Origin of the sequence: Flavobacterium sp. Root420 (genome assembly GCF_001427905.1) — a bacterium.
GTDB lineage: Bacteria > Bacteroidota > Bacteroidia > Flavobacteriales > Flavobacteriaceae > Flavobacterium.
The window spans coordinates 532,784-545,511 of the sequence record NZ_LMEF01000029.1; the positions used below are offsets into that span (position 1 = coordinate 532,784).

Genomic DNA, 12,728 nt, shown 5'->3' on the forward strand with positions numbered 1-12,728 from the left:
CAGACAGGTTAATTGTATTTAGTGACTAAAAGTTTATTATATTTGAAGTGTATTGTTAACACTTATTAAGATCAAAATGAAAATAAAAAATATAGTTCCGTTGATTTTGGGATTAACTTTGGTAGTAGTTTCTTCTAGTGCCCAGACAAAAGTTTTTAAAAAAGGGGAATTCAAACAATGGGCACAAACGCCACCGATGGGCTGGAACAGCTGGGATTGTTATGGTCCGACAGTTGAAGAACACGAAGTTAAAGCCAACGCCGATTATATGGCAAAAAACCTGAAGAAATTCGGTTGGGAATACATCGTTGTTGATATCAGATGGTTTGTAGAAAATGATAAAGCAGGAGGATACAACCAAACAGATCCACGATATGTAATGGATCAATACGGAAGGTATTTACCAGCCGTAAATCGTTTTCCATCAGCAAAAGACGCACAAGGATTTAAGCCTTTGGCAGATTATATTCATAAGAGAGGATTAAAATTCGGAATCCATATTATGCGCGGAATCCCGAAAAAAGCTGTGCAAGACAAAATGCCAATTAAAGGCGCAAAGGGAATCACAGCGGATCAAATTTATACTACAGCGTTGCAATGCGAATGGTTAAAGGACAATTACACCGTTCTTGCCGATAAGCCCGGAGCACAAGAATATTATGATTCTATATTTGAGCTTTATGCAAGTTGGGGAGTTGATTTCATCAAAATTGATGATTTATCCAGACCCTATCACCAAGGCGAAATCAACCTGATTAGAAATGCGATCGACAAATGTGGACGCAAAATCGTATTGAGTACTTCTCCTGGTGAAACTCCTATAACGGCAGCTCCTCACGTAAAAGAACATGCCAATATGTGGCGTATGGTTGATGATGTATGGGACACCTGGCCACATATTACACATTTAATGAAGGTAAGCGAGCAATGGTACCCGCATATTGCACCTGGAACATGGCCAGACTGCGATATGATTCCGTTAGGTCGTATTTCGGTTAGGGGAGAACGTGGCGAAGACCGAATGACGCGCTTAACAAAAGATGAGCAATATACCTTAATTACTTTTTTCAATATTTTTAAATCGCCATTGTTTTTTGGTGGAGATTTGCCAAGCAATGATGCTTTTACTTTATCGTTATTAACCAATAAAAATGTGGTTAAAATGCACAATGAAAGTACCGATGTAAAACAACTTTTCCAGAAAGACGGAAAAATTGCGGTGACTTCAAAGAATCCTAAAGACGGAAGTGTGTATCTGGCTTTGTTTAATATTTCGGATACAGCTTCAGAAACTGTTTCAGTAAACCTTTCTGATTTAGGAATTTCCGGAAATACAGAAGTCTTAAATATGTGGACAGGCGAGAAATCGAAAGTTGCTGCTGCAGCAATTTCGGCACAATTAAAACCTCACAGCTCAATTCTGTATCAGTTAAAAGCTAAAAAATAATGAGAAAAAATTTACCAAAAAGTATTTTGCTTGTGTTATTACTTTTTAATATTGTTTTTACTGCAACTGCATTTGAAATAAAAGTAAAAGACGAGAAACCAGATAAGGTCTATCTGTTTGCTTATTCAACATTAAAAAATAATGGGAGAAACGGACTTCACTTTGCCTGGAGCACAGATCAGAAAAATTGGTTTGCAATAGGTCCTGAGCACAGCTTTTTAAAATCAGATTATGGAAGCTGGGAACCAACAGGCAAATGTATGCAGGACCCCTTCTTTTTGAAAGATGATGCAGGAATTTTTCATTGTTTTTGGGAAGTAACTGATGACGTTTTTGCACATTCTTCAAGCAGAGATCTCATAATCTGGAAAAGGCAGGATTACATTCCGGCCATGAAAAGTGTAGAAAAAAAACAAGAAGCCAAATTTATCATTCATGATGTAAAAGTAAGCCGTAAAAACGGTCAGTATAAGATACATTGGACAGCAGAAAATGCGCATTACAGCAATACAACTATAGATTTTAAAAACTATAGTGAGGCAGTGATTGATCCGGATAAAAACCCTGATCTGCGAACGGAAATTATAATAGAAGGACAGACTGTAAAAGGAACAATAACAGAGGTTGACTGGAGTTTGGTAGATTCAATGATCAAAAGTATAGAATCTTCAAAATTCAGGGACAAACAAAATGATGCTTCACCAAAAAGTGACAGCTTACTGTTTAAAAAACTAAAGCCGGTTACTGCTCAGATTAGCATAGAAGGCAAAGATTCAAAAAAAATAAGCAACATGCTTACGGGTATCTTTTTTGAAGATATTAATTATGCGGCAGATGGAGGTTTATATGCAGAACTGATACAAAATCGTGATTTTGAATATTCGGTTAATGATAAAAAAGGCAAGGATGAAAAATGGAATGCTTCAATGGCCTGGAATGGCAGTTTTAAAGTTGCAAAAGACAATCCAATTCATCCTAATAATTCAAATTATGCAATAATTTCAAAAGGGGCGATAAGCAACACCGGATTTGATGGCATTGCTCTTAAAGCAAATGAAAAATATGATTTTAGTGTGTTTGCAAAAGGAGCAGGTTTTGTTGTTAAGCTAAAAACGGCTTCTGGAGAAACTTTAGCGGAAGCTGCTTTAAAGCCTGGTTCTTCATGGAAAAAATTAAGTGCGGTTTTAAAACCATCTAAAACGGTAACTGATGGACATTTGGAAATTAGTACCGCAGGTGAAACAGCTCTGGACATGGTTTCGCTTTTTCCTCAAAAAACATTTAAGGGCCATAAAAATGGATTGCGGGCAGATCTTGCTGAGACTATTGCAGCTATGCAACCTAAGTTTATGCGTTTTCCGGGAGGATGTGTGGCGCATGGGGATGGGCTTCATAATATTTATCGTTGGAAAAATACCATTGGTCCCTTAGAGGCCAGAATTCCAATGCGCAATATTTGGGGGTATCATCAGTCGCTTGGTTTGGGATATTTTGAATATTTTCAGTTTTGCGAAGATATGGGAGCAAAAGCAGTTCCGGTTTTAGCAGCCGGTGTACCATGTCAAAATTCTTCTGATGGAGGCGCCGGACAGCAATTTGGGATTCCAATGCAGGAAATGGATGAGTATGTTCAGGATGTTTTAGATTTAATTGAATATGCAAATGGAAGCGCAGCCAGTGTTTGGGGTAAAAAACGTGCTGAAGCAGGTCATCCAAAACCTTTTAATTTAAAATATATTGGTATTGGAAACGAAGATCTTATTAGCGATGTTTTTGAAGAGCGTTATAGAATGATTATAAAAGCAGTACAGCAAAAATACCCTGAAATCATTGTAATTGGTACTGTTGGCCCATTCAATGAAGGAACAGATTATAATGAAGGCTGGGCAATTGCAGATGATCTAAAACTGCCAATTGTAGACGAACATTATTATCAAAGTCCAGGCTGGTTTATTAATAATCAGGATTTTTACGATAGTTATGATCGCACGAAATCAAAAGTATATTTAGGAGAATATGCTTCGCGTGCTAATAAATTTTACAACGCTTTGTCTGAGGCAATATATTTAACGGCTGTTGAACGCAATGGAGATGTAGTTTCAATGGCCTCTTATGCGCCATTGTTAGCCCGTGAAAAACATGTTCAATGGAACCCTGATTTGATTTATTTTACAGGAAATGAAGTAAAACCTACAGTCAATTATTTTGTACAGCAGCTGTATGGTCAAAATCCCGGAGATATTTATCTGCAAAATACAGTTAAGCTTTCCAATGCTGATAATGAAGTTAATAAACGTTTTGGCGTATCTGTGGTACAAGATAACGCCTCGGGTGATCTAATTATAAAGTTAGTAAACATTCTTCCGGTTTCTGTAACACCTTTGATTGATTTAAAAGATCTTTCGACAACTGAAAATGTAAGTTATACAGTTCTTTCAGGAAATCCAACACATACAACAGTAAGACCAGTCATTGAAAAAGTAACAATTAAAGAAGCGTTTTCGAAAGAACTGCCTCCTTATTCTTTCACTGTAATACGCATAAAAACGAGATAGCTGTACATGATTCCTGATCAAATTTTGAAAAAGAATACAGCATAAAAAATTAATTAATAATGAAAAAAACACATTTTACTCTTGTATTATTTTTAATGATTTTTAATCTTTTACAAGCTCAAAACAATACTACAAAAGGAATTCCACCTGTAATTGCAGAGAAAGATTTAACAGCTTATTTATTTGTTTACTTCACAGGAAATTCTGTTGAAGATGAAGCGGTTCGATTTGCCATTAGTGCAGATGGTTATCACTATTATCATCTCAATGACAATAAACCAGTTTTAGACAGCAAAGTAATCAGCTCAACGGGAGGCGTTCGTGATCCGCATATTTTGCGGGGCGAGGATGGCAAAACATTTTATATGGTTTTGACCGATATGACCTCTTCGAAAGGTTGGGACAGTAATCGTGCGATGGTTTTGCTAAAAAGTACGGATCTTGTAAACTGGAAAAGTAGCGTTGTAAACATTCAAACGACATTTCCCGGAAACGAGAATCTGAAAAGAGTTTGGGCACCGCAGACTATTTATGATGCCAAAACGGGAAAATATCTGATTTACTTTAGTTTGCAACATGCAGGGGGTCCGGACAAAATCTATTACGCTTACGCCAATAAAGATTTTACAGGTTTTGAAAGCGTTCCAAAATTGTTATTTGTTCCAAAATCTGAAAAATCCTGTATTGACGGCGATATTATTGAGAAAGATGGCGTGTATCATCTTTTTTATAAAACAGAAACCGAAAAAGCGGGAATAAAAGTAGCCACAACAACCGATCTGACTTCCGGGAATTGGACAGAAAATGACAATTATCTGCAACAGACAAAAGATCCTGTAGAAGGTGCAGGTGTTTTTAAATTAAACAATTCTGATGATTATATCTTGATGTATGACCTCTATACAAAGGGGAAATATCAATTTACAAAAAGTAAAGATCTGGAAAACTTCGCCGTAATTGACAAAGATATTTCAATGGATTTTAATCCGCGTCACGGAACAATTTTGCCAATTACGCGATCTGAGCTGAAAAGATTAATTGCGAAATGGGGAATGCCGGAGCAATTTCCAAAAATAAATAATAATCCTGTTTTAGAAGGATATTATGCTGATCCTGAAATTTTATATTCAAACAAAACAAAAAAATATTATATCTATCCAACCAGTGATGGTTTTGATGGCTGGTCGGGAAATTATTTCAAAACTTTCTCATCAGATAATTTGACAGACTGGAAAGACGAAGGAATTATCGTAGATCTGCGAAAAGATGTAAGCTGGGCCAACCGAAATGCCTGGGCGCCTTGTATTGTAGAGAAAAAGATAAAAGGAAAATACAAGTATTTTTATTATTTCACAGCGGCCCAAAAAATTGGAGTAGCCTCTTCAGATAATCCGACTGGACCTTTTACAGACAGCGGAAAAGCTTTGATAAATAAAAGACCCGATGGAGTAAAAGGTGGTCAGGAAATTGATCCGGATGTTTTTACAGATCCTAAAACAGGAAAAAGTTATTTGTATTGGGGAAATGGGTATATGGCTGTAGCTGAATTGAATGCTGATATGATTTCGATTAAGGAAGGAAGTACCAAATTAATTCAGGTTGATAAAACTTTCAGGGAAGGAACTTATATCATCTACCGAAAAGGAATTTATTATTTTTTATGGAGTGAAGACGATACCAGAAGCCCAAATTATAAAGTAAGATACGGAACCTCAAAATCGCCTTTAGGGCCAATTGAAATTCCGGAAAATAATATAGTAATTCAGGGAATTCCTGATCAGGGAATTTACGCAACAGGACATAATTCGGTTTTGCAAATTCCAAAGAGAGACCAATGGTACATTACCTATCACCGTTTTTCTTATCCAACAGGAATAAAAATGGGAGAGGCCGGTGGTTTCCACAGAGAAGTTTGTATTGATAAATTAGAGTTTAATACCGATGGAACAATCAGGCAGGTAACGCCAACCCACACCGGAATAAATGCAATAAAATAGCTTATATTCTTATTTTTTGAAAAAATTAAAAGCCATTTCTGTCAAAAGAAATGGCTTTTTTGCGTTTATTGAATTGACCAGAATATAATTGTAATAAAAAAAGCAATAGTGTAAGTTTTGTTTAGTTATATAAGTAAAACGTTAAACGTATTTTATGAAATGTCAGTAAAAATTGATGTTTTGGATTTAATTACAACTGTTGGTTATATTCTATAAGATGGTTTGTAAGAAAAAAAATAGAGATTCTCCGTAATATTGCGATATGAAGTGTTGCTGTGACATTTTATATTTTTAAATAACTTTTAATACTGTAACTAGTTCTTTATTAGGTAGTTGTTAGGAGTTTTCTAGTGATAGATTCGTTTATTTTAATACTATTAATTATTATGTTCATTTCCCTTACCCAAGACCAACTGCAATTTTACTATGGATCTCTACGATGGCAATACGATTTTAATGAAATTGAAGATCTTATTTTGCTCAAAAAGAAGAAGACTTATCTTTTTATAAACAGTGCTTTTATTTTAGTTACAGCGTTAGCCTATTATTGCATGCTTTTTACTGATTTAATGGATTTATACTATGTAATACCAACGTTACTTTGTTACACAATTCTAATCATCTTAAGATTTCATAACAAGATCGATTTTGAATATTATGTAATTGTAAAAGACATTTACCAAAAAGAAATTAAGGTTAAAATTGATGTTTTGGACCGCCCGTTAATTGGAAAACAAATCGATGAGTATCTCAATCATGAATATTATCGAATCTTGGCATCAAACCAAAAATTAGCATTAAAATGAATCGATTATTAGACGGAATATCCAATTATGATTTTGCTTTTATTGTGGTTGCTCTTGTATACGGTTTCATCATTACTGCAAGAAAAAAAATAAACAAATAGATAAATTCTGCTTCATTAACCTAAATTTGAAGCATTATCAGAGTTTCAAAATAGCTACAATCCTTAAGTTTAGTAGCAGCTGATTTAGCTATACACGTCCCCAAATAAAACTTATGGCCACGTCAATAAAAAATAAAATTAAAAGCATTAGAGAGTTAAAAAATTATACCCAGGAATATATGGCAGATCAACTTGGTGTCACCCAGGCGGGTTATAGTAAAATTGAAAAAGGAAAAACTATTTTAACTTATGTTAAATTGGTAGAAATAGCCCGAATTTTAGAAGTTAGTGTAGAGGATATTATAAGTTTTGACAGTGAAAGATATTTTAGTAGCATTAATACCGTAAAAGGTAACAGTAATAACGGGAGTATTTTGATTAATTCAGATAATAGTGCCGTCTTAAAAGAATTATATGAAGATAAAATAAAGCTTTTAGAAAAACTTTTAAGCAAAACAGAAGAAGAGTTAAATCGCTATAAAAGAAAATTTGGTCAGATATAGTATAAAAAAAACGAGGTACTATACCTCGTTTTAATTTGTATTGCTATGATTTATGACGTCTGATCATCTACGGCTGCATCGGGAGCATTTGATTTTACTGATGCAATTCCGTTATCTCTCGCCGACGTGCTTTCGTACATCTCGCTTGATCCAATAATTTGACCGTTGCTTGCTTTTAAATTAAAATATGGTTTTCCGTTGCTTGACTCTTTTTTGTCAAATTTGCTGTCGTCTTGTGAATTGGTTTTTACTGATTCAATTCCGTTCGTGCAGGCCGCTTTTGTAGTATAGCCTTCGCTTGTTAAAATTGTTTGTCCATTTCCTGCTTTTAAATTGAATTGAAATTCGCCGTTTCCTCTTTTAGTAATTACAAATTTTCCCATATTATTTATTTTTAAGTTAGGTATTAAATAAACTTTGCTTTAATAAAAATACAAAACTTGATGGTATAAATTAATCTTTCAGAAAAATAAAATTGAATATTTGAACATTAGACATTGTAGAAACCTCAGAAAGCACATTTGAATTAAAAAACTTTTTTTGAGTTAATACTTTTAATGGTTTGGATCTTCAGCAAAAAAATAATTATCTACTTTTGTTAGTAAGCGTTATTACTATGAAGGAAATCAACGAAATTTTAAAAGCCTATTCAGAGGCAAAAAAAGCCGGAAAAAAGACTGCTCTTGCCACTGTAGTAAAAGTAGAAGGGTCGTCTTATCGCCAACCTGGTGCACGTATGTTGGTTACTGAAGATGGAAATTTAACCGGTGCCATTAGTGGGGGCTGTTTAGAAGGCGATGCTTTGCGAAAAGCATTACTTTCTATTCATCAGCAACAAAATAAATTAATAACGTACAATACCACTAATGAGAATGATAGCGAAGTTGGATTGCAATTAGGTTGTAATGGCATTGTTCATATTCTTTTTGAATATATAAATGATGATTTAATCAATAACCCCATACAGCTTTTACAACAATTGGAAACCGAACGAAAAGCGGCCATTGTATTAACTTTTTTTTCGCTTAAAAGGAATGCACCACAAATAGGAACAGTGTTGTTTTATCGAAAAGATTCAGATATTTTACATAGCAACGATATCGCAATAAATACTATTCCGGATGTGAAAAAAGCACTTGAAAGCAAGACGACCATCATAAAAAAAATACAAGACGAGGATGAAAATGAAGCTTTAATTGAGTGCATAGAACCCGTTGTTGCTCTTGTTGTTGCAGGGGCCGGAAATGATGTTCAGCCACTTGTAAACATAGCCGTTTTATTGGGTTGGGAAGTTATAGTTTGTGACGGAAGAGCAACGCACGCCACTACAAAACGATTCCCTGAAGCCAAACAGACTTTTGTTGTAAAACCGCAACAATTTCTCGATAACATTCAGATCGACGATCAGACTTGTTTTGTTCTAATGACACATGATTACAAATATGATCTGGCGGTTTTAAAATTGCTTTTAAAAAAAGATTGCAAATACATTGGAATTCTGGGGCCAAAATCAAAATTAAACCGAATGCTCGACGATTTGAGTTCCGAAGGAATAATTTTAAGTGAAGAACAATTAGATCGTATTTACGGCCCAATCGGACTTGATATTGGTGCAGAAACTTCAGAAGAAATTGCCTTATCCATTATAGCAGAAATTAAAGCGGTTATGAGTGGTAAAACAGGAACTTCGCTAAAATACAAAACACAAAAAATACACGATTCAAAAGTAGTGATCTAAACATACAGATTATGACAGGTATTATAATTTTAGCAGCAGGAAATTCTTCAAGATTGGGACAGCCAAAACAATTGTTGTGGTATAAAGATACCACGCTTTTACAACATATAATTGAAGAAGCCTCTGTAATAAAAGAGTCTGTTGTTATTGTTGTAACAGGATCAAATCATGAATTAATAGAAAAAGAAATTGATTCTTCTGAAATTAAAACAGTCTTTAACCGAGATTGGGAATTGGGAATGTCATCCTCTATAAATACTGCTTTAAATAAAGCATTACAATTATATCCAGGAATAGAGAAATGCATTTTTGCCGTTTGCGATCAACCATTTGTTTCTCATTCTGTTTTTGAAAACCTGATAGCTGAACATCAAAAAACCGGAAAAGGAATTGTGGCTTCTTCTTATGCCGAGACATTAGGAACGCCGGTTTTATTTGATAAAAAATACTTTAACGAATTGCTGAATTTGAAAGGGCAGGAAGGAGCCAAAAAAATCATTAATCGATATTTAGATGATACGGCTTCAATCTTTTTTGAAAAAGGCGACATTGATATTGATACAGAAGATGATTATAATAAACTTATCTCTGAATTGTAGCGTTTTGCCACGAAGGCACAAAGTTTTTTTTATAATACTAAATTTACTTGTGTCTTTTCTTTATTGGGTCGTCAAAGCAGTTACTCTTTCAATTGTCTGCTCAATTTCTTGGGCAGTTGTAAATCGGCCTAAACTAAAACGAATCGAACTCAAAGCCTCTTCATCCGATAAACCTAGAGCTTTCAACACATGTGATGGTTGTGATGTTACAGACGAACATGACGATCCATTTGACACCGCAATGTTTTGCAAAGCCAGAATAAGCTTTTCGGAATTTACTCCCGGAAAGCAAATATTTGAAGTGTTATATATTCGGTTTTGGCTGTTTCCGTTTACGAATGATCCTTCAATTTTTAAGAGACCATTTTCAAGCTGATCTCTCAATAGTATAATTCTATTATAATCGTTATCTATTTCTAAAACAGCAATTTCAGCTGCTTTACCTAAACCAATAATTCCAGGAACGTTTAAAGTTCCGCTCCTTAGTTTTCGTTGCTGATTACCACCGTTTAGTAATGGCGACAATTTTATTTTGGCTTCCGCCGAAATATATAAGGCTCCAACACCTTTCGGGCCGTAAAATTTATGTGCAGAAAGTGCCAGAAGGTCAATTCCGAGTTTTTTTACATCGATAAAAATCTTTCCGACAGCCTGAGTGGCGTCGCATAAAAAGAGTGCATTTTTAGCATGAATAACCCCTGATATTTCGGCAATATTCTGAATGACACCTGTTTCATTATTTGTAATCATTACAATGACAATCAGTGTTTTAGTTGTAATTACCTCGTTTAAAATGTTAACATCTAAAATCCCGTCTGAAGCAACTGATAAGTAGGTGATTTCAAAGCCAATGCTTTCCATATAACGGCAAGTTTCAAGAACGGCTTTATGTTCTGTAGCAACTGTCACAATATGTTTTTTGTTTTCATTTGCCAATCCCTTTATGGCTAAATTAATTGATTCTGTTGCACCTGAGGTAAAGATGATTTCTTCTTCTGTGGCACCAATTAAATTAGCAGTTTGCCAGGCAGCATTTTCAACAGCTTCCCGAGTTTCTAATCCGGCTAAATGACTGCTGCTTGCATTGGCATAAAGATCCGTAAAATAAGGAAGCATTGCATCGAGTACCCGTTCGTCAAGACGGGTTGTCGCGTTATTGTCTAAGTATATAGTGGGTGGTTGCAGCATAAAGAGCACTTAAAGATGTAAAAATACAATTTTGTACTTTAAATAATTCTCTTATTTAGTACTTAAAAAAATTATGAGTTTATGTGAATTTTATAAGTATTTATTCTGTAGGATTGTTAAATTTGTTAGGAATAACATTTTTTGATTTTTTCTAACTTAAAAATACAGGTATGGCCGCCAAAAGATCAACAAAAGACAAATTGACAGAAGATGAATCAAATGCATCTCGTCGGGACTTTCTAAAGAAGTCTGGATTGTTTACCGCTCTTGCTTTGGCACCGCCTTCATTGGTGATGGCCTCTGAAAATAAATGGGATGAAAAAATCGCCGGATACCTTGAAACGGTTCCGCTTTCTATAGAAGTAAATGGGGTAAAACAAAATCTCAATGTGGAGCCTCGTACCACTTTACTGGATTTACTGCGTGAACAATTACATTTAACCGGAACAAAAAAAGGTTGTGATCACGGGCAATGCGGTGCATGTACCGTACATGTTAACGGAACCCGAATTTTATCCTGTTTGTCATTGGCATCGATGCAGCAAAACGCTCAGGTAACTACAATCGAAGGGCTTTCAAAAGGGAAAAAACTACATCCAATGCAGGAAGCTTTCATCAAAAATGATGGTTTTCAATGTGGGTATTGTACTCCCGGACAAATCATGTCAGGAATTGCCTGTATCAAAGAAGGTCATGCTAACAGCAGGGAAGAAATTAGAGAATATATGAGCGGAAATATCTGCCGTTGTGGTGCTTACCACAATATTGTAGATGCCATTACCGAAGTTAAGGAAGGAGGGATGCTGTCATGAAAAACTTTCAAATAATTAAAGCATTATCATCAGGCTCAGCGGTATCAAGTATAGGTAAAGAACCTTCCGCTATGTTTATTGCCGGAGGTACAAATCTTGTGGATTTAATGAAGAAAAATGTGGTGGCTCCCGACAAACTGGTCGACATTACCGCATTAGATTTAAAAAAGATAGAATTTCTAACGGGAAAAACAGCTATTGGCGCATTGGCGAAAAATAGTCAGGTTGCCGAGGATAAAGCCATAATAGAAAAACACCCTTTGCTGGCAATGGCTTTAACGGCCGGAGCTTCTCAGCAAATTAGACATATGGCAACAGTTGGCGGAAATATGCTGCAGCGCACGCGTTGTTCGTATTTTTATAATACTGATATGGCTTGTAATAAACGTGTTCCAAAAAGCGGCTGTGGGGCCATAGGCGGAGCAAACAGAATGCACGCCATTTTTGGCGCATCGGATAGTTGTATTGCCGTTCACCCGAGCGACATGTGTGTAGCGTTGGCTGCACTTGACGCTACTGTTCAGGTTGAAGGTCCAAAAGGGAAGAGAGAAATTAAATTTACAGATTTTCATCGCCTTCCGGGAAATACTCCGGAAAAAGACAATACACTTCAGAATAAGGAATTGATTACTTCAGTTGAAATTCCCAATAACAACTTTACAAAAAATGTGCATTATTTAAAGGTTCGTGACCGAAGCAGTTATGCTTTTGCGCTGATTTCGGTAGCGGCTGCTTTAGACATTCAAAATAATACGATTAATGATGTGAGACTTGCAATGGGTGGCGTAGCACACAAACCATGGCGACTTACTGAAGCGGAAGAATTTCTAAAAGGAAAAACAGTTTCAGAAACGATTTTCAGGCAAGCGGCCGATTTGGCTATGAAAGGAGCAAGAGGTTACGGAGATAACGATTTTAAATTAGTTTTGGGACCAAATGCCATTGTAGAAGCATTAACTATAGCATCATCTAAATAATTTGA

At 35.5% G+C, this 12,728-nt stretch carries 11 protein-coding genes; 9 read left to right on the forward strand and 2 right to left on the reverse strand.

Annotated features, from left to right (window positions below; genetic code table 11):
- The first annotated feature begins 76 nt into the window (after nt 1-76).
- The 5 genes from ASC72_RS16570 to ASC72_RS16590 all read left to right on the forward strand — a co-directional run bounded on the left by ASC72_RS16570 (nt 77) and on the right by ASC72_RS16590 (nt 7,409).
- The gene (locus tag ASC72_RS16570; RefSeq protein ID WP_082564335.1) at nt 77-1,447 is read left to right on the forward strand and encodes a glycoside hydrolase family 27 protein; all 1,371 of its coding nucleotides are present in this window, start codon (nt 77-79) and stop codon (nt 1,445-1,447) included.
- Nucleotides 1,447-4,002 (forward strand): alpha-L-arabinofuranosidase C-terminal domain-containing protein, encoded by a 2,556-nt coding sequence (locus ASC72_RS16575; RefSeq protein WP_056193068.1) that lies wholly within the window; start codon nt 1,447-1,449, stop codon nt 4,000-4,002. The genes ASC72_RS16570 and ASC72_RS16575 overlap by 1 nt, the downstream gene beginning before the upstream one ends.
- A 59-nt stretch (nt 4,003-4,061) precedes the next feature.
- The gene (locus tag ASC72_RS16580) at nt 4,062-5,999 is read left to right on the forward strand and encodes a family 43 glycosylhydrolase (RefSeq protein WP_056193071.1); all 1,938 of its coding nucleotides are present in this window, start codon (nt 4,062-4,064) and stop codon (nt 5,997-5,999) included.
- Nucleotides 6,000-6,385: 386 nt separating this feature from the next.
- Entirely contained in the window at nt 6,386-6,805 is a 420-nt protein-coding gene (locus ASC72_RS16585) for a hypothetical protein (RefSeq protein WP_056193074.1), read from the forward strand.
- Between the two features lie 214 nt (nt 6,806-7,019).
- Nucleotides 7,020-7,409, forward strand: a complete 390-nt coding sequence (locus ASC72_RS16590) for a helix-turn-helix transcriptional regulator (RefSeq protein WP_056193077.1) — start codon at nt 7,020-7,022, stop codon at nt 7,407-7,409.
- A gap of 50 nt (nt 7,410-7,459) precedes the next feature.
- On the opposite strand, the gene ASC72_RS16595 is transcribed toward ASC72_RS16590, so the two are convergent.
- Nucleotides 7,460-7,792 carry a YegP family protein gene (locus ASC72_RS16595; protein ID WP_056193080.1) on the reverse strand — a complete coding sequence of 111 codons (333 nt, stop codon included), beginning with the start codon at nt 7,790-7,792 and terminating at the stop codon, nt 7,460-7,462.
- 233 nt (nt 7,793-8,025) lie between these two features.
- On the opposite strand from ASC72_RS16595, the gene ASC72_RS16600 reads away from it, so the two are divergent.
- Both ASC72_RS16600 and ASC72_RS16605 read left to right on the forward strand, forming a co-directional pair.
- Nucleotides 8,026-9,147, forward strand: a complete 1,122-nt coding sequence (locus ASC72_RS16600) for an XdhC family protein (protein ID WP_056193083.1) — start codon at nt 8,026-8,028, stop codon at nt 9,145-9,147.
- 11 nt (nt 9,148-9,158) lie between these two features.
- Entirely contained in the window at nt 9,159-9,746 is a 588-nt protein-coding gene (locus ASC72_RS16605; RefSeq protein ID WP_056193087.1) for an NTP transferase domain-containing protein, read from the forward strand.
- Nucleotides 9,747-9,806: 60 nt separating this feature from the next.
- Here ASC72_RS16605 and ASC72_RS16610 read toward each other — a convergent pair whose 3' ends face one another.
- Nucleotides 9,807-10,934, reverse strand: coding sequence for a cysteine desulfurase family protein (locus ASC72_RS16610; protein ID WP_056193091.1), 1,128 nt, complete (start codon nt 10,932-10,934; stop codon nt 9,807-9,809).
- A 170-nt stretch (nt 10,935-11,104) separates the two neighbouring features.
- On the opposite strand from ASC72_RS16610, the gene ASC72_RS16615 reads away from it, so the two are divergent.
- Both ASC72_RS16615 and ASC72_RS16620 read left to right on the forward strand, forming a co-directional pair.
- Nucleotides 11,105-11,746, forward strand: coding sequence for a (2Fe-2S)-binding protein (locus ASC72_RS16615; RefSeq protein WP_056193094.1), 642 nt, complete (start codon nt 11,105-11,107; stop codon nt 11,744-11,746).
- Nucleotides 11,743-12,723, forward strand: coding sequence for a xanthine dehydrogenase family protein subunit M (locus ASC72_RS16620; protein WP_056193098.1), 981 nt, complete (start codon nt 11,743-11,745; stop codon nt 12,721-12,723). The genes ASC72_RS16615 and ASC72_RS16620 overlap by 4 nt, the downstream gene beginning before the upstream one ends.
- The last annotated feature ends 5 nt before the right edge of the window (nt 12,724-12,728 follow it).

Bases quoted from the DNA above. Each gene is read 5' to 3' on its own strand.
- ASC72_RS16570 (WP_082564335.1), top strand. From the start codon at position 77: ATGAAAATAAAAAATATAGTTCCGTTGATTTTGGGATTAACTTTGGTA.
- ASC72_RS16575 (WP_056193068.1), top strand. From the start codon at position 1,447: ATGAGAAAAAATTTACCAAAAAGTATTTTGCTTGTGTTATTACTTTTT.
- ASC72_RS16580 (WP_056193071.1), top strand. From the start codon at position 4,062: ATGAAAAAAACACATTTTACTCTTGTATTATTTTTAATGATTTTTAAT.
- ASC72_RS16585 (WP_056193074.1), top strand. From the start codon at position 6,386: ATGTTCATTTCCCTTACCCAAGACCAACTGCAATTTTACTATGGATCT.
- ASC72_RS16590 (WP_056193077.1), top strand. From the start codon at position 7,020: ATGGCCACGTCAATAAAAAATAAAATTAAAAGCATTAGAGAGTTAAAA.
- ASC72_RS16595 (WP_056193080.1), bottom strand. From the start codon at position 7,792: ATGGGAAAATTTGTAATTACTAAAAGAGGAAACGGCGAATTTCAATTC.
- ASC72_RS16600 (WP_056193083.1), top strand. From the start codon at position 8,026: ATGAAGGAAATCAACGAAATTTTAAAAGCCTATTCAGAGGCAAAAAAA.
- ASC72_RS16605 (WP_056193087.1), top strand. From the start codon at position 9,159: ATGACAGGTATTATAATTTTAGCAGCAGGAAATTCTTCAAGATTGGGA.
- ASC72_RS16610 (WP_056193091.1), bottom strand. From the start codon at position 10,934: ATGCTGCAACCACCCACTATATACTTAGACAATAACGCGACAACCCGT.
- ASC72_RS16615 (WP_056193094.1), top strand. From the start codon at position 11,105: ATGGCCGCCAAAAGATCAACAAAAGACAAATTGACAGAAGATGAATCA.
- ASC72_RS16620 (WP_056193098.1), top strand. From the start codon at position 11,743: ATGAAAAACTTTCAAATAATTAAAGCATTATCATCAGGCTCAGCGGTA.